The sequence below is a fragment of the Skermanella mucosa genome (genome assembly GCF_016765655.2).
Taxonomy (GTDB): domain Bacteria; phylum Pseudomonadota; class Alphaproteobacteria; order Azospirillales; family Azospirillaceae; genus Skermanella; species Skermanella mucosa.
Window position 1 is genome coordinate 6,351,707 of record NZ_CP086106.1, and the last position, 19,637, is coordinate 6,371,343.

Sequence of the window (19,637 nt, forward strand, 5' to 3'; positions counted from 1 at the left end):
GCCCCGCTCAGGCCGGTTTCGGCAGCGACTGGAACGCCTTGCGGATACCGTTGCGGGTGTAGGGCTTGGGCAGGAACACCGCGTCCAGCCCCGCTTCCCCCCGGCCGTCCCGGACCGCGCCGCCATAGCCCGAGGCGACGATGATCCGCAGGCCGGGGTATCCTTCCAGCGCCTCGCGGGCCAGCTCCAGGCCGGATCGTCCCGGCAACCCGATGTCGGTGAACAGCACGTCGATGCGGCCGCCATCCAGCGCGCTCATCGCCGCGTCGGCGTCCGAAACCGCCGTCACGCTGTGTCCCAGCGCCTCGAGCATGTCCATGGTGGAAGCCTGGATGATCGCGTCGTCCTCGACCAGAAGCACGCGCAGGCCCTGCGACGGCTCCTCCACGCGCCCCGGCCGGGCGGCGGCCGGGGCCAGCGGAACCGGACGCGCCGCCTGCCGCTGCCGCTGGTTGGCCAGCAGGTGCCGGATCCGGCGCGCCAGGTCCTCCCGCCGATAGGGCTTGCTCAGCAGCTGGACACCGGGATCGAGCCGCCCGCCGTGGACGATGGCGTTCTCGGTATAGCCGGACGTGAAGAGCACGGCGAGGTCAGGCAGCGTCTCGCGCGCCTGCCGGGCCAGCTCCGGGCTCCTCAGGGGGCCGGGCATCACGACGTCGGTGAACAGCAGGTCCACCGGCACGCCGCTGCGGATGACGGCCAGGGCGCTCTGCGCGTCGGCCGCCTGGAGCACGCGGTAGCCCAGGCCGGCCAGGATCTCCACCGTGGCCGCGCGCACCTGGGAATCGTCCTCGACCACCAGCACGGTCTCGGTGCCGCCCGCCACCGGACCGCCGCGCAGCTCCGGCGCGGGTTCCTCCGCGACTTGGCGGGAGCGCGGCAGGTAGATCTTCACGGTCGTGCCGTGCCCGACCTCGCTGTACAGCTTGACGTGGCCGCCCGACTGCTTGACGAAGCCGTGGACCATGGCCAGCCCCATTCCGGTGCCTTTGCCCTCCGGCTTGGTCGTGAAGAAGGGCTCGAAGGCGCGCTCCATCAGGTCCTGGGACATGCCGCAGCCAGTGTCCGATACCGCCAGCATCACGTACTGGCCCGCCGTGACCTCCGGATGCTGGAGCGCGTAGAGGTCGTCCAGCATCGCGTTGCCGGCTTCCAGCGTCAGGCGCCCGGTGCCGTCCATCGCGTCGCGGGCGTTGATCGCCAGGTTCAGGATCACGTTCTCCACCTGGTTGGGATCGGCCAGCATGCTCCACAGGCCGCCGGCGATCACCGTCTCCACCTCGATCCCGTCGCCCAGCGCCCGGCGCAGCAGGTCGTCCATGCCGCGCAGCAGGCGCCCCAGGCTGACCGGGCGCGGCTCCAGCGGCTGCCGGCGGGCGAAGGCGAGGAGCTGGGACGCCAGCCGGGCGCCGCGCTGGACCGCACCCATCGCCGAGTCCAGCCGGCGCGCGGTGGCGGCGGGATCGCCGGTGAACTCGTGCTGCAGCAGGTCCAGGTTGCTCCCGATCACCTGGAGCAGGTTGTTGAAATCGTGGGCCACGCCGCCGGTCAGCTTGCCGATCGCCTCCAGCCTCTGGGCCTGGCGAAGCGCCGCCTCGGCCTGGGCGCGCTCCGCCTCGCTCCTCTCCAGGGCCAGGGTGCGCTCCCGCACCAGCGCCTCCAGGTCGGTCTGGTACTTCATCAGCTCGTCCCGGGCTCGCTTCCGGTCGGTCACGTCATGGCCCTGGACGAAGATGCCCGAAACGGTACCGTCCGGTTTCAGGACCGGCTGGTAGACGAAATCCACGAACAGCTCGGTGGCGGCCGCATCGGGGTCCGGCTGGACCAGCAGGCGCATGTCGCGGCCGACGAACGCCTGCCCGGTCGAATGGACCTGGTCCAGCAACTCGTAGAAGCCCTGGCCTTCCACGTCCGGCAGCGCTTCGCGCACCGGTTTGCCGAGGATGTCCCGGCGGCCGACGAGCCTGTAGTAGGCGTCGTTGGCGAGTTCGAACACATGGTCCGGGCCGCTGATGACCGCGATGAAGCCGGGCGCCTGGGTGAACAGCCTGTGCAGCCGCTCAAGCTCGGCATCCAGGCTCAGGTTGGTTTTCTGGACGGCCTGGGCCCGGCGCAGCAGGTCGCTTTCCACCTGTTCGCGCGGTCCCGACGGGATGTCCCCGCCGTCGCCCAGGGCGACCACCTCCTTCAGGCGGTGCAGTTCGGTGACGTCCACGGTGTGCTGCAGGATCAGGCCCACGTTTCCCTGGCTGTTCGGCAGGGGCGTGTGGGTGGCGCTCCAGAACCGCTCCTCCAGCCAGGTTCCCTCGGGCGTCGTCCGGGCGATGGCATAGGGGATGAACGCGATCGCGTCCATCTGCCGCGTCCGCAGCACCCGCTCGAACGAGGCGCGGAGCTGCGCCTCGTTGTCGCCTCCGGGAAAGGCGTCGAACATGTTGCGCCCGACGATCTGTTCGCGGGTGCGCCCGGTGACCTTGAGATAGGCGTCGTTGCAGCCGAGGATGGTGAGGCCACGGTCAAGCAGGACGTATGGATTCGGCGAAGCCTCGAACAGCGACCTGTAGACGGCCGGATCGGACAGGTCCAAGGTCGGCACTATCGAAGCTCCATTATTCAATCACCGGTATAAATCGCCGTGGCGCGCTTTTTCTAGGATGGCGCCAAAACCTAGCTCTTTGCGCCGAGATTGCAACCTCAGCCAATTGGCTGAAAGCCAGGGCAACGATGCGTGCCGGGTGAGAAGGTCCCCGCCTGTTCCTCATATGACAAGCGATTATCCACATACCTTGGAATGACGCTTATCCTTTATCGTGGATAGCTCGGGGAAGGCTGATGGTTCAGGAAGCAAGGGATCTGCTGACGGCTTTGCTGGACAAGGTCGCGGCAATCGACATCCAGATCGGTGAACTGCGCTGCTAGGTTGCCGGCATGAAGGCCGGCATTGCCCGCTTGTAGCGCGACGGGAGCCTGGTCAAGGACACGCTTGAGACGACCAACCAGCAATTGCTCGGCAGGATCGAGCAACTGACCTATCATTACGAGCGGCTGGTTGGTGTCCGGCCGCTTGCGGCGGAATGATTCCGATCGCCGCGAAGATCGTCGCGTAGGTCGGACTTCGACCGAAGGGCGAACTCCGACACCGTATGCCGACGCTCAGGCATGATGTCGGCGTCGTCCCTTCGGGCCGAGACCGACCTACGCCATGGCGGCCTTCGTGATCGCCCTCACCCCGTTCAGCAGGATGACCGCCGCCCGCTCCTGGGTTTCAAGGTCCATCCCGGTACGGCCCGCCTCGCCGGCCACCTGCTCCGGCAGCGGCGGCAGATGGACGAAACCCATCGGCATCGCCGATCCGCGCCGCTCGATGCCGTGCCTGACGCCGTAGAACAGGTGGTTGCAGACATAGCCGCCCGCGTGCCCGCTCACCGTCGCCGGAATGCCGGCCGCTTCCAGCGCCGCGATCAAACCATCCACCGGCAGGGTCGACCAGTATCCCACCGGCCCGTCCTCCGCGATGCGCAGCCCGCTCCGGACCACGCCGGCATTGTCCGGCACCGCCGCCTCGTCCAGGTTGAGCGCCACCCGCTCCAGCCGGATCCGGTCGGTGCAGCGGGCAAGGCCGAAGGCGATGGCGGCGTCCGGCCGGTGCCGCTCCAGCAGGACTTCGAACCGTGCGACGCTGGTGCCGTACTCGACCGGCAGCACGGCGGCCACGACGCCGTCCATGCTGGACAGCCGGTCCATCAGCAGGGCGGAGGGGTTCAGGTCATTGGGGCCGAACCGCTCGAAGCCGGTCACCAGGATGCGGGTCATGACGCTCCGGGCGCCCGATCAGGGGCGCAGCAGGCCGATGATGTCCTTGATGTCCGCCAGGTTGGCCGACGCGATCGCGTTCGCCTTGTCGGCGCCCCGGCGCAGGATGCGGTCGATCTCGCCGACATCCGACATCAGCCGGTTCATCTCCGTGCTGATCGGCGCCAGCTTGTCCACCGCCAGATCGACCAGCGCGCCCTTGAAGCCGCTGAACTGCTGCCCGGCGAACCGGTTCAGGGTATCCTGGCGCGAGGTGCCGGCCAGGGCCGAATAGATCGTCACCAGGTTGTCCGCCTCGGCCCGCTTCTCCAGGTCCTCGACGGTCTCCGGCAGCGGGTCCGGGTCGGTCTTGGCCTTGCGCACCTTCAGCGCGATCGTGTCGGCGTCGTCGGTCAGGTTGATGCGCGAATAATCGGACTCGTCCGACTTGCTCATCTTCTTGGTGCCGTCGCGCAGCGACATGACGCGGGTCGCCTCGCCCAGGATCTGCGGCTCGGGCAGCGGGAAGAAGTCCTTGTCATAATGGCGGTTGAAGGCCCCGGCGATGTCGCGCGCCAGCTCCAGGTGCTGCTTCTGGTCCTCGCCGACCGGCACGTGGGTCGCCTTGTAGACCAGGATGTCCGCCGCCATCAGCACCGGATAGGCGTACAGCCCCAGCGCCGCGTTCTCCCGGTGCTTGCCGGCCTTCTCCTTGAACTGGGTCATCCGGTTCAGCCAGCCCATGGGGGTGTGGCACGACAGGATCCAGGACAGCTCGGAATGGGCCGCGACCGCCGCCTGATTGAAGATGATGCAGCGTTCCGGATCGATGCCGGCGGCGATATAGGCGGCCGTGACCTCCCGCGTGTTGCCCAGCAGCACGGCGGGGTCCTGCGGCAGCGTCAGGGCATGCAGGTCGACGATGCAGAAGATGCTCTCGAACTGGTCCTGCAAGGAGACCCAGTTGCGCAGCGCGCCCAGGTAATTGCCCAGATGCAATTGGCGGGTCGGCTGCATGCCCGAGAAGATGCGGTTCACTGGTCGTCTCCACTACCCTGAAAGCTCAAGCCCCGTGCGGGGCGCCGGCTGTTATCTCCCCTGGCGCCGGGCCGGTCAAGCCGCGCCGGACCCGTCCGGAGCCCGCTTCAGCAGAATGCCGATCTCCCCCAGCCGCATGCCGCCGATGCCGTGGGCGACCGCGAAATAGACCGCGGCGCCGACGCCGACCAGCGCCGCCAGCGCGGTCGCCCGGACGACCGACGGCCCGGCCAGCCAGGGTTCCAGCATCCAGGCGGCGCCGACCAGCGCCACGCCCATGGACAGGCCGGCGAAGAGCAGGCGCGGGGCTCGGCTGCGCAGCCGGGCGTCGATGTCGAACTGACCCCGGCGGTGCAGCATCCAGCCCAGCAGGCCCGCGTTCAGCCAAGCCGTCGCCCCGGTGGCGAGCGCGATGCCGACATGGCCCAGGACGCCGATCAGCGCCAGTCCCAGCGCCGCGTTGGCGACCGCCACGATGATCGCGGCCCGGACCGGCGCCGACGTGTCGTGCCGGGCGAAGAAGGCGGCGTTCAGCACCTTCACGATCACGTAGGCCGGGATGCCGATGGCGTAGGCCGCCAGCGCCCAGGCGGTCGCCGTGGTCTCCTCCGGGCCGAAGGCGCCGCGCTCGAACAGGACATGGATGATCGGATGCGCCAGGGCCACCAGGGCGATCGCCGCCGGCAGCCCCAGCGCCAGGGAGAATTCCAGCGCCCGGCTCAGGAAGTGCCGGACCGCGTCGCGGTCGTCCGCCGCCACGTGGCGCGACAGCACCGGCAGCAGCGCCGTCCCGATCGCGATGCCGATGACGCCCAGCGGCAGCTGGTTCAGCCGGTCGGCGTAATAGAGGAACGACACCGCCCCGGAAGGGAGCAGCGATGCCAGCACGATATCCACGAACAGGTTGATCTGCATGACCCCGGTGCCGATCGCGCCCGGCGCCATCAGCACGAACAGCCGCCTGACCCGCGGCGTCAGACGCGGACGGGGCAGGCGCAGGCTCACGCCGGCGGCACGGCAGGACGCCGCGAGCCATAGGAGCTGCACCACCCCCGCCAGCGTCACCGCCTGCGACATGGCGTATCCCGCCGACACGCCGGTCCCGCGCGCCAGCAGCAGCGCCGCGATCAGGGTCAGGTTGAAGGCGATCGGCGCCGCGGCGAACGGCCCGAAACGCTCCAGCGAGTTCAGCACCCCGCCCAGCAGGGCCACCAGCGAGACCAGCAGCAGGTACGGGAAGGTCATGCGGGCATAGTCGACCGCCAGCGCGAACTTGGCCGGCTCGTCGGAGAAGCCGGGCGCCAGCCCCTGCATCAGCCAGGGCATCAGCGCCACCATGACGAACACGAAGGGCAGCAGCACCGTCAGCATGACGGCAAGCGCCTCCTCCGCGAAGGCCTGGGCGGCGGCGCGGCCCTTGCGCTCCAGTTCGGCCGAGAAGATCGGCACGAAGGAGACGGAGAAGGCCCCCTCGGCGAACAGCCGGCGGAAGAAGTTGGGCAGCTTCAACGCCACGAAGAAGGCGTCGGCGACCGGCCCGGCCCCCAGCACGGCGGCGGTCAGGATGTCGCGGGCGAACCCCGCCACCCGGCTGAGCATGGTCAATCCGCCGACGGTGGCGATGGCGCGCGCGAAACTCATGATGGGGAGGATCTAGCCGAGATGCCGGCCACTGGAAAGGGCGCCGTCATCGCCCCGGGTCGAACTCCGGCTCCACCCAGCACCAGGCCTCGTAGCCGATCTCCGACCAGGCCGACTCCGGAACCGGCATTCCCGGCAGCAGCGGCCGGCCGACCGGTTCGTACGCGACCCGGACGCGGATCGAGGAACGGCCCCGGGTCAGCCGCAGCGGCAGCAGGAACTCGTCCTCGGCCAGCCGGCGGCCGGCGGTGACCACCACGGGGGCGGGCGGGTCCGTCTCGCCCGGCGGGAAGCTGTGGTAGACCGTGTCCGACCCGGCGAGATACCAGGTGCCGGCCGGCTCCCAGACCGGCTCGGCGGCAACGCCGTCGGCCACGAAGACCGCGGCGCGCTGGTCGGGCATGCCGTAGTCGAGCGTGCGGCGGAGCATCACCCCGTGGTTGTCCGGCCGGATGCCCAGCGTGAACTCCGAGGCTCCCGTCGTGTATCGGACCGTCCGGGTCTCCTGCCCGGGATCGGGAACCCCCCTGCGGCGCGTGGTCAGCGCGCGCGGAGCGGTTGCCTCGGGCGAGCGGTAGCCGTGCGCCCGCTCCGACGCCGCGTCGCCGATCTCCAGCGCGTCGGTCCGGGCCAGCGAGGCGGCGGGCAGCCCGTACCAGTAGGTCACGGTCCGGTAATGCTCGGCCATGTCGTTGGTCCCGCCATGCTCCAGCTGGATGCGGGCGTTGCGGCCGAACGGGAACAGGTCGGCCAGCAGGAACCGGTAGGCGGAGTGGACCAGGTCGGCGGGCGCCTTGGCCTCGGCGGGAGTCGGGGCGCCTATGGGGTGGCCTGCGAAGGGCAGCGTCATGGTCCGCCCGCCCCAGTAATCGCCGCCGCCGCCCCACTCCTCCGTGCCGGTCCCATGGGCCTGGGGCGACTTCGCGTCGTCGAAGAAGAAGCGCGGGTCGCCCTCCAGCGTCCGAAGCTCGGCCCGGTCGGTGAAGGTGAACGAGGTGCCGACGAAGGAGCCCGACCAGTCCCGGCTGCCCTCGATCCCGCGGGTGTCCAGCAGCACATGGTCCCGACCCGGCTCGCCGCCGCCATGGTCCCGGTACGTGGCGTGGAAATAACCCACCGCCGACGGGCGATCGCGGAACGGCTCGTGGCGCAGTTCAGCCGTCAGCTCCACCGGCGCCGCGAGGCCGCCGGGCGGCACCAGCTCCACCACCGCCCCCCGGAAGAACGGCATCGGGAAGTAACTGTCCAGATGGACCCGGTCGCCGTCGTAGCGGATGGCGGAGGGGAACGCCTTGACCAGGTACTCCGAGTCGTCGCGGTTGTAGAGCAGCCCGGCCCCGAAGAACAGCGCCAGGGGCGCGTCGACCGACGGCTCCGCCCTGCCGTCCCAGGTGATCCTCAGCCGGGCGTCGGACAGCTCCAGGGCCTGGTCGTGCGGCACGGTCAGCTTCAAGGCCCGGACCGTGGCCGGACCGTCCAGCCGGAACAGGGTCAGCGGCCTGCCGGGTTCGAGCACCGCCCGCTCCGAAACCGCCGTCCCCGGCGGCGCGATGTCGGTGCCGGACCGTCCGATCAGGTCGAGCACCGCCGGGTCGGGAGGAGTCTTCAGGTCGAACGGCAGGGGCCGGGAACTCAGCCCGATCCCCTCGGCGAAACGGTGATGGATGTAATAGCCGGTACCGTAGAAGGTCCGGCCATAGGCCAGGCGAAGCGATCGCTCGAACGGCACCGGCACCCAGTTCAGGTCCGCTCCCCGGGTGACCGGCCAGGTCCAGGCCAGCGGCTGCGGAAAGATCTCCGCCGGCAGGAAGGTCGAGCCGAGAACCGGGTTTTCCGGATCGGCGGTGCTGGTCTCCCGCACCACGAGGTCGGTGCCGTCCACCTCGTAGTGCCACGGGCTGCCGTGCCAGTGGTTCGTCCGGACGAAATACAGGATCCCCGGACCCAGCACGTCGAGCGTCACGTTGAAGTCCGGCCGCTCTCCATACAGGAAATGGGAGGCGTCGGCGGTCCGGTTGCCGCCCTCGCGGTCGAAGGTGGAATTCATGTAGGCCCGCACGCCGATCCGCTGGTAGGGCCACCGGTCCCACTGCGCGTAGGCGTCGAGCCCGGCCGGCACCGGGGGCGGCCAGTCCGCGGCGGCGGTGCCGGCGGACGCCAGCAGGCAGGCCATGGCGGCGGCGATCGCGGTGCGTCGTTCCATCATGCGGCATCCCTCCGGGACCCGAAAGCTCTTTGCCGGCCCCGTGCGTAAGGTTAAGGTACCGGCCCGTCCTCCGGTACCCCCGCCGACCATGCAAGTCTATCTTCCCATTGCAGAAATGTCCGTCAACGGGCTGCTCGTCCTGATCATGGGGGGAGTCGTCGGTTTCCTGTCCGGCATGTTCGGGGTCGGCGGCGGGTTCCTGATGACCCCGCTGCTTATCTTCATCGGCGTGCCGCCCGCGATCGCGGTCGGGACCCAGGCCAACCAGCTGGTCGCGGCCAGCGTCTCCGGCGTGCTCGCCCACTGGCGGCGCAAGAACGTCGACGTCAAGATGGGGCTCGTCATGCTGGTCGGCGGGGCCGGCGGCACCGCGCTGGGCGTCTGGGTGTTCGGCATCCTCCAGGAACTGGGGCAGATCGACCTGGTGATCGCACTCTCCTACGTGCTGTTCCTGGGCGTGATCGGGGGACTGATGCTGATCGAGAGCGTCGGAGCCCTGCTGCGCGGCCGGAAGGCCGCCGTCCGGCGCAAGCTGCACAAGCATACCTGGCTGCACGGGCTGCCGTTCAAGATGCGCTTCCACCGCTCGCGCCTGTTCATCAGCGCGCTGCTGCCCGGCGGCATCGGCTTCGTGGGCGGGCTGCTGGTGGCGATCATGGGCATCGGCGGCGGGTTCCTGCTGGTGCCGGCCATGATCTACCTGCTCGGCATGCCGACCGCCATGGTGGCCGGGACCTCGCTGTTCCAGATCATCTTCACCACCGCCATCGCCACCTTCCTCCAGGCGGTGGCCAACAACACGGTGGACGTGATGCTGGCGCTGCTGCTGCTGGTCGGCGGCGTGATCGGCGCGCAGTTCGGCACCAAGGCGAGCGGCTATCTGCGCGGCGAGCAGGCGCGGGCGCTGCTGGCGCTGCTGGTCGTCGCCGTGGCCCTGCGGCTCGCCTTCGACCTCGTCGTGCCGCCGCCCAATCTCTACTCCATCACGGTCCCGGTGGACCGGTGAGGCCAAGACGGTGAAGCGTCCATCCGTTCCGACCGGGATCGCCGCGGCAATCCTGCCCGTTCTCCTGCTGGCCCTCCTGCTGGCCGCGGGCGGCCAGCTGCCGCGCAGCGCCTGGGCGCAGTCCCTGGTGGCCGACCTGTCGAATCACCTGATCGCGATCAACACCGGCTTCGTCGGGACCGAGGTCGTCCTGTTCGGCGCCATCGACGGCCCGGGCGACGTGGCGGTGGTGGTCCAGGGACCGCCGAGCGAGGTGATGGTCCGGCGCAAGTCGCGGATCGCCGGCATCTGGATCAACGCCGCCAGTATGGAGTTCCAGCAGGCGCCCAGCTTCTACAGCGTCGCGACCAACCGCCCGCTCGGCCAGATCGTGGACGACGCCGTGCTGGCCCGGCACGAGATCGGCCTGTCGCACCTGCGGCTGGTTCCCGCCCCGTCCAGCCGCGCGGCGCCCGACCGGGTGCGCGAGTTCCGCGAGGCCCTGATCCGCAACAAGCAGGAGCTGGGCCTGTACGGCACCGCCCACGGGCAGGTCGCGTTCCTGGGGGAGCGGCTGTTCCGCACCAACGTCTATTTCCCGGCCAACGTGCCGACCGGGGCCTATACGGTCAGCGTCTTCCTGATCCGCGACGGCGACGTGGTCAGCGCCCAGACCACGCCGCTCGCGGTCAGCAAGGTGGGCTTCAGCGCCGAAATCTTCGAGTTCGCGGTGAGGCAGTCCACTTTGTACGGAATCTCGGCCATAATCTTCGCGGTGGCGGCCGGTTGGCTGGCCGGCGCGATCTTCCGAAAGGTGTGACATGAGCGATCCCGGGACCACGGCTTCGGCAACTCACCAGCGCATCTTCCTGGTGGTGGTCGACGACAGCGAGGAGCTGAACATCGCGCTGACCTACGCCTGCCTGCGGGCGCGCAACACCGGCGGCCGGGTGGCGCTGCTCTACGTGATCGAGCCCAGCGACTTCCAGCACTGGATCGCGGTCGAGGACATCATGCGGGAGGAGCGCCGGACCGAGGCGGAGCAGGTGCTCCAGCGCCACGCCAAGCAGGTCAACGAGATCACCGGCACCCTGCCGATCCTCTATGTGCGCGAGGGCGAGCGGCGCGACGAGCTGCTGGGCCTGATCAACGAGGAACCGTCGATCTCGATCCTGGTGCTGGCCGCCGGGACCGGCCCGGAAGGCCCCGGCCCGCTGGTCACCCACCTGGCCGGCAAGGGCGTGGCCAAGCTGCGCATCCCCCTGACCCTGGTCCCGGGCAGCCTGAAGCGCGAACAGCTCGACCTGATCACCTGACCGGCCCCGGATGCCGGAGCATCTATTTTCCGCGGATGGGAACGGATCAAGCCAGGGTTCAAGCGGATCGACCTTCACGGATGTGGCCAAAGCTTGATGAATCCGTGTTCATCCGTGCCTATCCGTGTTCATCCGTGGAGATCAGGGTTCGCATGCGCGAGGTTCCCCACCCGGCAAGCCGGCCGGTCGAAACAGGGCAGCCGGCCTACGCCGCCGGGCCGAACACCTGGATCGGCTCCCTCAGGCCCTTGACCGGCTGGTAGCCCAGCGAGGTCAGGCGCGGCGGGCAGACCGAGGCGAACGCCTCCGAGGTCAGGACCGCCCGGCCCATCTCGGCGCACAGCCCCTCGATCCGGCTGACCAGGTTGACCGCCGGCCCGATCACGGTGAAGTCCAGCCGGTCGGGCGCCCCGATATTGCCGTACATGACGTCGCCCACATGGAGGGCGATGCCCGCCTTCAGGGTCGGCAGACCCCAGGCCTGGAGCTCGCGGTTGCGCGCCTCCATCTGGCCGACCGCCTCCAGCGCCGCGTCCAGCGCGTCATGCACCTTGCCGTCGGGCGGGGTCCCCTCCGGCAGCGGGAAGATCGCCAGCATGGCGTCGCCGATGAATTTCAGGATCTCGCCGCCGCGCGCCTGCACGACACCGCCCATGATCTCGAAATAGCCGTTCAGCAGGCCGATCAGGTCGGCCAGCGGCAGCCGGTCGGCCAGGCTGGTGAAGCCCCGCAGGTCGCAGTACCAGAGCACCGCGCGCAGGGTCTCCCCCGTGCCGCGCCGGATGTCGCCGGACAGGATGCGGGTGCCGGCCTCGCGCCCGACATAGGTGTCCAGCACGTTGACCGCCAGCCGGCGCAGCGCCATGGTCTCCAGCACGGTGGAGAGCGCCGGCATCACGTCGTAGATCAGCGTGAGCTGGTCCGAGGTGAAGCCGCCGGGCCGGTTGGACGCCCAGGTCGCGACGTTCAGCCGGCCGGTCGAGAACCGCATGGGCATGGCGACATAGTCGGTGCCGCCCTGTTCCTTCAGGTCGTCCAGGATCGAATAGGGGTAGGGCGGCTCCAGCTGCTCGATCCGGTACCGCATGGCATCGGCCCCGCCCTCGATGATCGCGCCGATCGGGCTGTTCAGGTATTCGGGCCGAAGCTCGGTGCCGTGCTCGCGCTCGATCTCCTCCACGCCGTCGCGGTCGCGCAGCCAGTTGAAGCTGATGCCGCGGATCTGGGGATGAAGCATGCGGACTTGCCAAGCCGCGCGGAACAGCGGCACGCCGCCCTCGATCAGCCGCTTGCAGAAGGCATCGAGCAGCGCCGCGATGCTGGCGGCCCGCCTTCCGTCCTCCATCAGCCAGTCGATCAGCTCCATCCGGGCGAAGGTCGCGCCGACTTCCGGAGGGCTCGGGCTGGCGTCGAGGGTCGGCTGGCTGGTCATGGCGGTCCCGCGGTATCCTTTCGGCGGTGCTGGTTATGCTTGATCTGCGGTACGATCCTGCCCATTTCCCGGGAAGCTCGCCAGTGATGATGGTGGGAAGGAGAGATACATGTTTATCCAGACCGAACAGACCCCGAATCCCGCGACCCTGAAATTCCTGCCCGGGCGCGACGTCCTGGGGCGGGGCACGGCCGACTTCCCGACGCCGGAGGATGCCGCCCGCTCGCCGCTGGCGCAACGGCTGTTCGAGATCGACGGGGTGGCCGGCGTCTTCCTGGGCGCCGACTTCGTCACCATCACCAAGGGCGGCGACCGCGACTGGTACCTGCTGAAGCCGTCCATCCTGGGCGTGATCATGGAACATTTCACCGCCGGGCGTCCCGTCCTGATCGAGACGGCCGCCGACGACAATGCCGCCCATGAGGACGACGACGAGATCGTCGCCCAGATCAAGGAGCTGCTCGACACCCGGGTCCGCCCCGCGGTGGCCCAGGACGGCGGCGACATCACCTTCCAGGGGTTCGAGGACGGCGTCGTCTACCTCAACATGAAGGGCTCGTGCGCCGGCTGCCCCAGCTCCACCGCGACCCTGAAGGCCGGCATCGAGAACATGCTGCGCCACTACATCCCCGAAGTGGTCGAGGTCCGCCAGAACGCCGCCTACTGAGCGGCGGGGCGGGTCAGGGATCCGGCACCAGGAACTGCATGCCGAACCAGCGCCAGCGGCCGTCGGCCGCCGGCAGCGTGCAGTTCAGCCGGGTCCGGCCGGGGGGCATCTCCTCCGCGATCCGCAGCTCGATCCGGTTGTCGTCCAGCCGCTCCAGCGCCGCGCGGCCCTGGCCCGAGACGAAGCAGGCCAGCCTGTCCAGGTCCCGCAGGCCCCCGGTGACCGTGAAGCCGACGCTGGGCGGGTTCTGCGCCGGCGGGGGCCCAAGCATCGGGTCCGCCGGCGTCACGTCGGCCACCGCGAGGGGCAGGGCGTTGGCGGCCAGCCGGAAGCGGTCGATCCCGCCGAACGATTCATTCATGAAGAAACGGGGCAGCGCCAGCGCGTCGGAGCGGCCGTGCGCCACGCCCGAGGACTGGCCGAACGCGGCGTCGAACCCCTGGCGCCGGGCCAGGTCGCGCACAGCCAGGCTGTAGCTGCCGAACGGATAGGCCAGCAGGGTCGGCCGCGCGCCCAGTTCCGCCTCGATCCGCTCCACCGCCCTGGCCAGGTCGGCGGCGTTCTGCTGCACCGTGCGCTGGGGCATCGACAGGCCCGCGGCGGGCAGCACGCCGATGACGGCGCCCGCCCTCGCGACTTCCCGCACCTGCGCCCAGGTCATGTGGGTCTCGGCGCCGGCATCGATCGGGTCCGGCGCCACGAACAGGGTGAAGGGCAGTCCGGCCTGCCTCAGCCGCGGGAAGGCCTCGCGATAGACGGAGCGGTGCGCGTCGTCGATGGTCAGCGCCACCGTGCGGTCCGGCAGGGGAGTTCCCCGCCGCAGCCTGTCGAGGATCGCCGGCAGGGGCATCACCGTATAGGCGCCGTCTGACAGCTCCTCCAGGTGCTGGTCGAACTGGTCCAGCCCGATGCTGAGGGAGCCGTGCTGGTCCTCGCCGAACCGGCCATAGGCGAACACGACGGCGCCGGCGCCCTGGTCCGGCGGGACGGAAACCGGCACGTCGCCACGGGCTCCGTCCCCGCCGAGCAGGGTCAGGCAGAGAAGGGCGGCGGCGAGCCGGCGAACCGGCATCGGCATGTGGAACGGCTTCAAGGCCATGCGTCTCCGAAGGGTCTCCTTCTGTGACACAAATGGAGCCGTGACACAAATGGAGTGCCGCGACAGGATCGCCGCGCCCGGTCCGGATCGGGGTCTCACATCATCCGGCCGCCGACGGCGCCGTCCCACAGCAGGGGATAGCGTTCGGCGTCGGGGAGCTGGTAGTGCCACCATTCGGACGCATAGTGCCGCCAGCCCGCCGCCGCCATGATGCCCAGCAGCCTGCTGCGATTGGCCTGCGCCGCCGGCGGCACCGCCGTGTTGCCGTGGTGCGACAGGGGCGTCAGGTCGTCGAACGGCGTCCCCATGTCGAGCGGCGTGCCGTCGGCACCGGCCAGCGTCAGGTCGACCGCGACGCCGCGCGCGTGGGTGGAGCCCTGACGCGGGTCGGCGATGAATTCCGGGTCCGGGAAGGCGCGCCACAGGCTCCACTGCGCCTCCACCGGACGGAACGCGTCGTAGATCCTGAGCCGGCATCCCTGGCCCAGGGCCAGGCGGGCCGCCCGGTCGAGCGCCGCCGCGGCGTCGGGATGCAGCAGGCAGACCGCCCGGCGATAGATCGCCCGCCCGGTGATGTTGGCCGGGGTCGCGTAAATCAGGTCGATATCGACATCGGGCGACGCAATCTCTAACAACGTCATCTGGATTCCTGAATGCTCGGCAATGAAGAAGGTGCGTATCCGTGTCTAGCACGCCCCCTGTGAAAGATAGGCCATGAAGATCCTCGGCATGGACAGCGCCACCGGCGCCTGTTCGGCGGCGCTCTGGTCCGACGGCGCCGTGGCCGCACGGCGCTTCGCCGCGATGGACCGCGGCCAGTCCGAGGCCCTGATCCCCATGGTCCAGGCCGTGCTGGAAGAATCCCGCCTGACGTTCGGACAGCTCGACGGGCTCGGCGTCACGGTCGGCCCCGGAGCTTTCACCGGGCTGCGGATCGGGCTGGCCGCGGCGCGCGGGATCGCCCTGGCTTCCGGGCTGCCGCTGGTCGGCGTCACCAGCTTCGAGGCGGTCGCCCACGGCGTTCCGGCACCGGAACGATCGGGATGTGCGCTGCTGATCGCCCTGGAGTCGCGGCGAGAGGATATTTTCGTCCAATCATTCGATAGCGAACTTAATCCGCTCGGCGCTCCCCGCGCAGCAAGGCCCGAGGATCTGGAGCTTGCCGACGGCCCCCTGCTGGTGGCGGGCGACGCCTCCGCCCGTTTGGCCGCCGCCCTCGCTTCGCGGCGGGAAGGGTTGCCCGCCGGCCTCCGCTTCGCCGAGGGGCCGGGACTTCCCGACGCCGCCCACGTGGCCCGGCTGGTGGCCCTGCGCGGCCTCGCCGGCGCCCTGGGAGGCCCCCCCCAGCCCTTATATCTACGCCCGCCCGACGTCACGCTGCCCCCGCCCCGCACGCGATGAGCCCGGGCGACCCGAACCCGGGCCTCATCGGGATCAGGCCCGCCGGCCTCGCGGACTGCGAGCTCCTCGGATGGCTTCATTCCGCCTGCTTCCCGGAGGATCCCTGGAGCGGTGCGGCCATTGGTCGCCTGCTGGCGACGCCCGGCATGTTCGCCTTCCTCGCCGACGCCGGCGCGCCGGAGGAACGGCAGCCCGTCGGCTTCGTCCTGGCCCGCGTCGCGGCCGGGGAAGGAGAGATTATCACGATCGGCATAGACTCCGCGGCGCGGCGCGCCGGCGCCGGCGGGGCGCTGCTCGACGCGGCGGCGGACACGGCTCGGGACTGCGGCGCCGAAAGTCTGTTCCTGGAGGTCGCCGAGGACAACAACCCGGCCCTTCGTCTGTATAGAAGACGGGGATTTCTCGAAATTGGTCGCAGACCCAACTATTACCGCCGAATAGACGGAGCAGTCGCGGCTATTGTCATGAAGTTGGAACTATTCCAACTTAATACGAACCATAGTTAACGCTTGATCACCCAAAGCCGGTGGACCCCTTCCGAAGCACTGGCGTTTTCCGGTTCCGGCCCCTGTACGGAGTGGCCCAGCTCGATCAACGATCTGGGCACATTTTCCAAGGGTTCCCCAGCATTCAAGCGGACTTCCAGGGTTTCCCCGGAGGCCATGCGCTCGATCCGCAACTTGGTCCGGACAAAGGTTAACGGACAGACGTCCGCTGTGATATCGAGGAAGTAATCCGCTGACATTGCTGTGCTCAAAATGTGCTCTTCACTCGCAGTAGATCGTTATTGCGTTGCTCGCGGAGAAGACTTATATCACAGTTTGTCGGTCCCCTGGAGCAAAGATAGATGAACAACGGATCCCCATCCAACGAGCTGTTGTCTCTGACGACAGAGATCGTGGCTGCTCATGTTTCCAACAATACAGTGGCCGTTACAGACCTGCCCCAACTGATCGAGCAGGTCTACAGGACCCTCGCCAATGTTGGCGTCGAGCCGGCGCCGGTCGTCGAGCGGCCGCAACCAGCGGTTCCGATCAAGAAGTCGGTTACTCCGGAATATATAATCTGTCTGGAGGACGGCAAGAAGCTCAAAATGCTGAAGCGGCATCTGAAAACCGCTTATGACATGACGCCGGAGGAATACCGCGACCGCTGGCAGCTGCCTCCCGACTATCCCATGGTCGCGCCGAACTACGCCAAGCAGCGGAGCAGGCTGGCCAAGCAGATCGGCCTCGGCACCCGCGCCCGGCGCGGCGCCGCCTGACGGCGGGGGGTTCGGCACTCCGTCTTCGATCGGATGCTCCAGGTGCCCGGGGCTTTCCGGCCCCGGGCGACGCGCCTGAATTTCCGATGGCCCATCGATTGGCCTCTCGATCCGATGAGCCGTCGAACGGATGTTTCGGCCGGGGTGTTCGAACCGCGATGTCTTGACGGGACTGTATTGTCACCGGATGCCGGCAGCCGGCGGAAGCGGGGCGACGACGCGTCGCAGCTACTACTGCCAGTACTTGTATGGCTGCTGATGATTACAAATAAATGACTCAGTTGACCTTGGCCTAGCGCTTTGTGGTATGCGTGTCGGACGATGGAACGTTGCAGCCCCTTCGAGTCGACTGCCCGTTCCGTCGGCATGGCGTGCGCCGCACCGCGGATCGCCCTCCCGCCCGGGACGGCCCGTATCGTGGTCAAGCGGCGGCCAGCCATGCTTGTGCAACCCGAGCACCGCAAGCGAGAGCATGGCCGACCTCATGATCGATCAGCTTGTCCAGGGCGATCTGCGCTCCGGCAATCTGGAAGTCCGACTGGCCGAATCCTCGGCCGAGGTTGATGCAGCCCAGGCGCTGCGATACCGAGTGTTCTACACCGAGATGGCGGCCCGGCCGACCGCGGAAATGGCGGCTCGGGGCCGGGACTTCGACGGTTTCGACCGGGTCTGCGACCATCTCCTGGTCATCGACCACAACCTGGGCTCCGGTGCTTCCGGCGTGGTCGGAACCTACCGGCTGATCCGCCGTCCCGCCGCCCGGTCGGCCGGGCGGTTCTATTCCAGCGACGAATACGACATCTCGCTGCTCGCCGGCTATCCGGGGGAGGTCCTGGAGCTGGGGCGTTCCTGCGTCGATGCCGCCTACCGCTCCCGGCCGACCATGCAGCTCCTGTGGCGCGGCATCGCCGCCTACGTCTTCCAGTACGACATCGCGCTGATGTTCGGCTGCGCCAGCCTGCCGGGCACCGATCCGCGCAAGCTGGCCCTGCCGCTCTCGTTCCTGCACCACAACCACCTGGCCCCGCAGGGCCTGCGGCCGGTGGCCTTGCCGGACCGCTACACCTGCATGAACCTGATGGAGGAGCACGAGATCGACATGCGCGCGGCCCTCAACCTGCTGCCGCCGCTGATCAAGGGCTATCTCCGCCTGGGCGGCTTCGTCGGCGACGGCGCCGTGATCGACGAGCAGTTCAACACCACCGACGTTTGCATCGTGGTCAAGACGGACCAGGTCACGGACAAGTACTTCAAGCATTACGAACGGCGGCGAGACGCCCTGGCGGCATGAAGTCGGCGCGCAAATCCGACGACGGCATGGGGTCGGCCCTGCTCGGCGTCGCGCGGCTGGCCGTCTACGGCGCCTTCACGGTTCTGCTGATGCCGGTGCAGGCCCTGCTGGTATGGCTGCGGTCTCCCCTGCGGCACAGGCTTCCCCGGGCCTACCACGCGGCCTGCGCGCGGATCCTGGGCCTTCAGGTCGCCGTGACCGGCCGGCCGCTCCTTGCCCGTCCCACGCTCGTCGTCTCCAACCATTCCTCGTACCTGGACATCATCGTCCTGGGCTCCCTCATCCCCGGCTCCTTCGTCGCCAAGACGGAAGTGGGGGGATGGCCTTTCTTCGGCCTCCTGGCCAAGCTCCAGCAGACGGTGTTCGTGGACCGCAAGGCGCGCAACGCCGGGACCCACCGCGACGACATGCGCGGCCGGCTGGAGGACGGCGACATCCTGATCCTGTTCCCCGAAGGCACCTCGTCCGACGGCAACCGGACCCTGCCGTTCAAAACAGCTTTGTTCAGCGTCGCTGCGCTTCGTGTGGATGGCCGTCCGATCCAGGTGCAGCCCGTCTCGGTCACCGCGGTCAAGCTGGACGGCATCCCCCTGGGGCGGGCGCTGCGGCCGTTCTACGCCTGGTACGGCGACATGGAGCTGGCCGGCCATGTCTGGCGGATGGTCAAGCTGGGCCGCGTGACGGTCCAGGTGGAATTCCACGAACCGGTCGACGTGGAGGCGTTCGGCAGCCGGAAGGCGCTGGCCGAGCATTGCTGGCGCGTGGTCGCCGCCGGGGTCGATCGCGCCGTATCGGGGCGGGGGGCCGCGGCGGCGCCGGACCGTCCGCCGGCGGGCTCTACCCCGGGCGGACCCGCGGTCGCGGGCGCCCCTGCCGAATGATGCCGCCGGGCGGCACCGGTCAGGCGCGTTCGTTCGCCAGGCGCGCGGCGTTCGCGGAAGCCACCTTGTGGATCGGCACCAGGCCCGCGTCGGCCATGCGGATCACGGCCTCGGTCAGCTTGGTCGCCGCGTTGGTGGCATTGACGAAGCTGCACTGGACGAAATTCTGCTGGATCCGGACGACGTCGGCGGGCGTGCGGCAGGTGGCCAGCTCCGTCATGGCCTTCGCGGTCGTGCCCGCCTGGCCCATGACCCACGCGCTCCAGCCCTCGAACATCGCCCTGTAGCTGTCCATCATCGCGTGGTGGGACTGGATCGCGGCCTCGACCTTCTCCTGGCCCATCAAGGTGAATTCCGGGTTGGTCATCGCCACCGGGTCGCCGACCGCCTGCATCATCATCGCGGTGCGATAGCCGATCGTCTGCACCGAGGCGAGCGCCATCTCCTGGGTCTTTTCGGCGGTGCGGGCGAGATCCTGCCCTGCCGCGACGAGGCGGCCGAGGTTGCGGCGGTGGGCGGCGATAGCTCGCGGGGAAGCGATCATCATGGAGTTCACATCGTTGTGGAATGGGGCACGCGCGCGGCGGGACCGCCGGTGCCTTGCCCAACACAACGTACCTCAAC

General features: G+C 69.0%; 20 protein-coding genes. 9 read left to right on the forward strand and 11 right to left on the reverse strand.

Features of this window, described 5'->3' with window-relative positions; genetic code table 11:
* Positions 1 to 7: 7 nt before the first annotated feature.
* From JL100_RS29520 to JL100_RS29545, 6 genes are all read right to left on the reverse strand, one after another.
* Positions 8 to 2,596: a response regulator gene (locus tag JL100_RS29520; RefSeq protein WP_202680932.1), complete on the reverse strand. Its 2,589-nt coding sequence runs from the start codon at positions 2,594 to 2,596 to the stop codon at positions 8 to 10.
* A 209-nt stretch (positions 2,597 to 2,805) separates the two neighbouring features.
* Positions 2,806 to 3,024, reverse strand: a complete 219-nt coding sequence (locus JL100_RS29525) for a hypothetical protein (RefSeq protein ID WP_202680933.1) — start codon at positions 3,022 to 3,024, stop codon at positions 2,806 to 2,808.
* 171 nt (positions 3,025 to 3,195) lie between these two features.
* Positions 3,196 to 3,813, reverse strand: a complete 618-nt coding sequence (locus JL100_RS29530; RefSeq protein ID WP_202680934.1) for a pyroglutamyl-peptidase I family protein — start codon at positions 3,811 to 3,813, stop codon at positions 3,196 to 3,198.
* 18 nt (positions 3,814 to 3,831) lie between these two features.
* Entirely contained in the window at positions 3,832 to 4,830 is a 999-nt protein-coding gene (trpS, locus tag JL100_RS29535; protein WP_202680935.1) for a tryptophan--tRNA ligase, read from the reverse strand.
* A 75-nt stretch (positions 4,831 to 4,905) separates the two neighbouring features.
* Positions 4,906 to 6,471, reverse strand: a complete 1,566-nt coding sequence (gene murJ, locus JL100_RS29540; RefSeq protein WP_202680936.1) for a murein biosynthesis integral membrane protein MurJ — start codon at positions 6,469 to 6,471, stop codon at positions 4,906 to 4,908.
* A 46-nt stretch (positions 6,472 to 6,517) separates the two neighbouring features.
* Positions 6,518 to 8,677 carry a DUF2961 domain-containing protein gene (locus JL100_RS29545; RefSeq protein ID WP_202680937.1) on the reverse strand — a complete coding sequence of 720 codons (2,160 nt, stop codon included), beginning with the start codon at positions 8,675 to 8,677 and terminating at the stop codon, positions 6,518 to 6,520.
* Positions 8,678 to 8,765: 88 nt separating this feature from the next.
* Between JL100_RS29545 and JL100_RS29550 the strand changes: the two genes are divergently transcribed.
* From JL100_RS29550 to JL100_RS29560, 3 genes are read left to right on the forward strand one after another with little or no spacing between them, the layout of a single operon-like run.
* On the forward strand, positions 8,766 to 9,683 hold the full coding sequence (locus tag JL100_RS29550; protein ID WP_202680938.1) for a sulfite exporter TauE/SafE family protein: 918 nt from the start codon (positions 8,766 to 8,768) through the stop codon (positions 9,681 to 9,683).
* 10 nt (positions 9,684 to 9,693) lie between these two features.
* Positions 9,694 to 10,482, forward strand: a complete 789-nt coding sequence (locus JL100_RS29555) for a TIGR02186 family protein (protein WP_228420975.1) — start codon at positions 9,694 to 9,696, stop codon at positions 10,480 to 10,482.
* A 1-nt stretch (position 10,483) separates the two neighbouring features.
* Positions 10,484 to 10,978: a universal stress protein gene (locus tag JL100_RS29560; protein ID WP_202680939.1), complete on the forward strand. Its 495-nt coding sequence runs from the start codon at positions 10,484 to 10,486 to the stop codon at positions 10,976 to 10,978.
* A 205-nt stretch (positions 10,979 to 11,183) separates the two neighbouring features.
* On the opposite strand, the gene JL100_RS29565 is transcribed toward JL100_RS29560, so the two are convergent.
* Positions 11,184 to 12,410 (reverse strand): adenylate/guanylate cyclase domain-containing protein, encoded by a 1,227-nt coding sequence (locus JL100_RS29565; protein ID WP_228420976.1) that lies wholly within the window; start codon positions 12,408 to 12,410, stop codon positions 11,184 to 11,186.
* A 109-nt stretch (positions 12,411 to 12,519) separates the two neighbouring features.
* Between JL100_RS29565 and JL100_RS29570 the strand changes: the two genes are divergently transcribed.
* The gene (locus JL100_RS29570) at positions 12,520 to 13,077 is read left to right on the forward strand and encodes a NifU family protein (RefSeq protein ID WP_158047878.1); all 558 of its coding nucleotides are present in this window, start codon (positions 12,520 to 12,522) and stop codon (positions 13,075 to 13,077) included.
* 13 nt (positions 13,078 to 13,090) lie between these two features.
* Here the strand turns inward: JL100_RS29570 and JL100_RS29575 are convergent, their stop codons facing one another.
* Both JL100_RS29575 and ddpX read right to left on the reverse strand, forming a co-directional pair.
* On the reverse strand, positions 13,091 to 14,176 hold the full coding sequence (locus tag JL100_RS29575) for a polysaccharide deacetylase family protein (protein ID WP_228420977.1): 1,086 nt from the start codon (positions 14,174 to 14,176) through the stop codon (positions 13,091 to 13,093).
* A gap of 95 nt (positions 14,177 to 14,271) precedes the next feature.
* Positions 14,272 to 14,817 carry a D-alanyl-D-alanine dipeptidase gene (gene ddpX / locus JL100_RS29580; protein WP_202680940.1) on the reverse strand — a complete coding sequence of 182 codons (546 nt, stop codon included), beginning with the start codon at positions 14,815 to 14,817 and terminating at the stop codon, positions 14,272 to 14,274.
* Between the two features lie 73 nt (positions 14,818 to 14,890).
* Here ddpX and tsaB point away from each other — a divergent pair, with 73 nt between their 5' ends.
* Both tsaB and JL100_RS29590 read left to right on the forward strand, forming a co-directional pair.
* Complete coding sequence (gene tsaB / locus JL100_RS29585) at positions 14,891 to 15,577, forward strand: tRNA (adenosine(37)-N6)-threonylcarbamoyltransferase complex dimerization subunit type 1 TsaB (RefSeq protein ID WP_202680941.1); 687 nt, start codon at positions 14,891 to 14,893, stop codon at positions 15,575 to 15,577.
* Positions 15,578 to 15,723: 146 nt separating this feature from the next.
* The gene (locus JL100_RS29590) at positions 15,724 to 16,083 is read left to right on the forward strand and encodes a GNAT family N-acetyltransferase (RefSeq protein WP_228420978.1); all 360 of its coding nucleotides are present in this window, start codon (positions 15,724 to 15,726) and stop codon (positions 16,081 to 16,083) included.
* Here JL100_RS29590 and JL100_RS29595 read toward each other — a convergent pair.
* Positions 16,080 to 16,322, reverse strand: a complete 243-nt coding sequence (locus tag JL100_RS29595; protein WP_202680943.1) for a sulfurtransferase TusA family protein — start codon at positions 16,320 to 16,322, stop codon at positions 16,080 to 16,082. The two genes, JL100_RS29590 and JL100_RS29595, sit on opposite strands and share 4 nt — an antisense overlap.
* Before the next feature lie 102 nt (positions 16,323 to 16,424).
* Here JL100_RS29595 and JL100_RS29600 point away from each other — a divergent pair, with 102 nt between their 5' ends.
* The 3 genes from JL100_RS29600 (at position 16,425) to JL100_RS29610 (ending at position 19,013) form a co-directional block, all read left to right on the forward strand.
* A complete protein-coding gene (locus JL100_RS29600) occupies positions 16,425 to 16,841 on the forward strand; it encodes a MucR family transcriptional regulator (protein WP_202680944.1) in 417 nt (138 codons plus the stop codon).
* 472 nt (positions 16,842 to 17,313) lie between these two features.
* Positions 17,314 to 18,132: a GNAT family N-acetyltransferase gene (locus JL100_RS29605; RefSeq protein WP_202680945.1), complete on the forward strand. Its 819-nt coding sequence runs from the start codon at positions 17,314 to 17,316 to the stop codon at positions 18,130 to 18,132.
* A complete protein-coding gene (locus JL100_RS29610; protein ID WP_228420979.1) occupies positions 18,129 to 19,013 on the forward strand; it encodes a lysophospholipid acyltransferase family protein in 885 nt (294 codons plus the stop codon). The genes JL100_RS29605 and JL100_RS29610 overlap by 4 nt, the downstream gene beginning before the upstream one ends.
* Positions 19,014 to 19,032: 19 nt before the next feature.
* Here JL100_RS29610 and JL100_RS29615 read toward each other — a convergent pair whose 3' ends face one another.
* The gene (locus JL100_RS29615; RefSeq protein ID WP_202680946.1) at positions 19,033 to 19,560 is read right to left on the reverse strand and encodes a phasin family protein; all 528 of its coding nucleotides are present in this window, start codon (positions 19,558 to 19,560) and stop codon (positions 19,033 to 19,035) included.
* Positions 19,561 to 19,637: the final 77 nt, after the last annotated feature.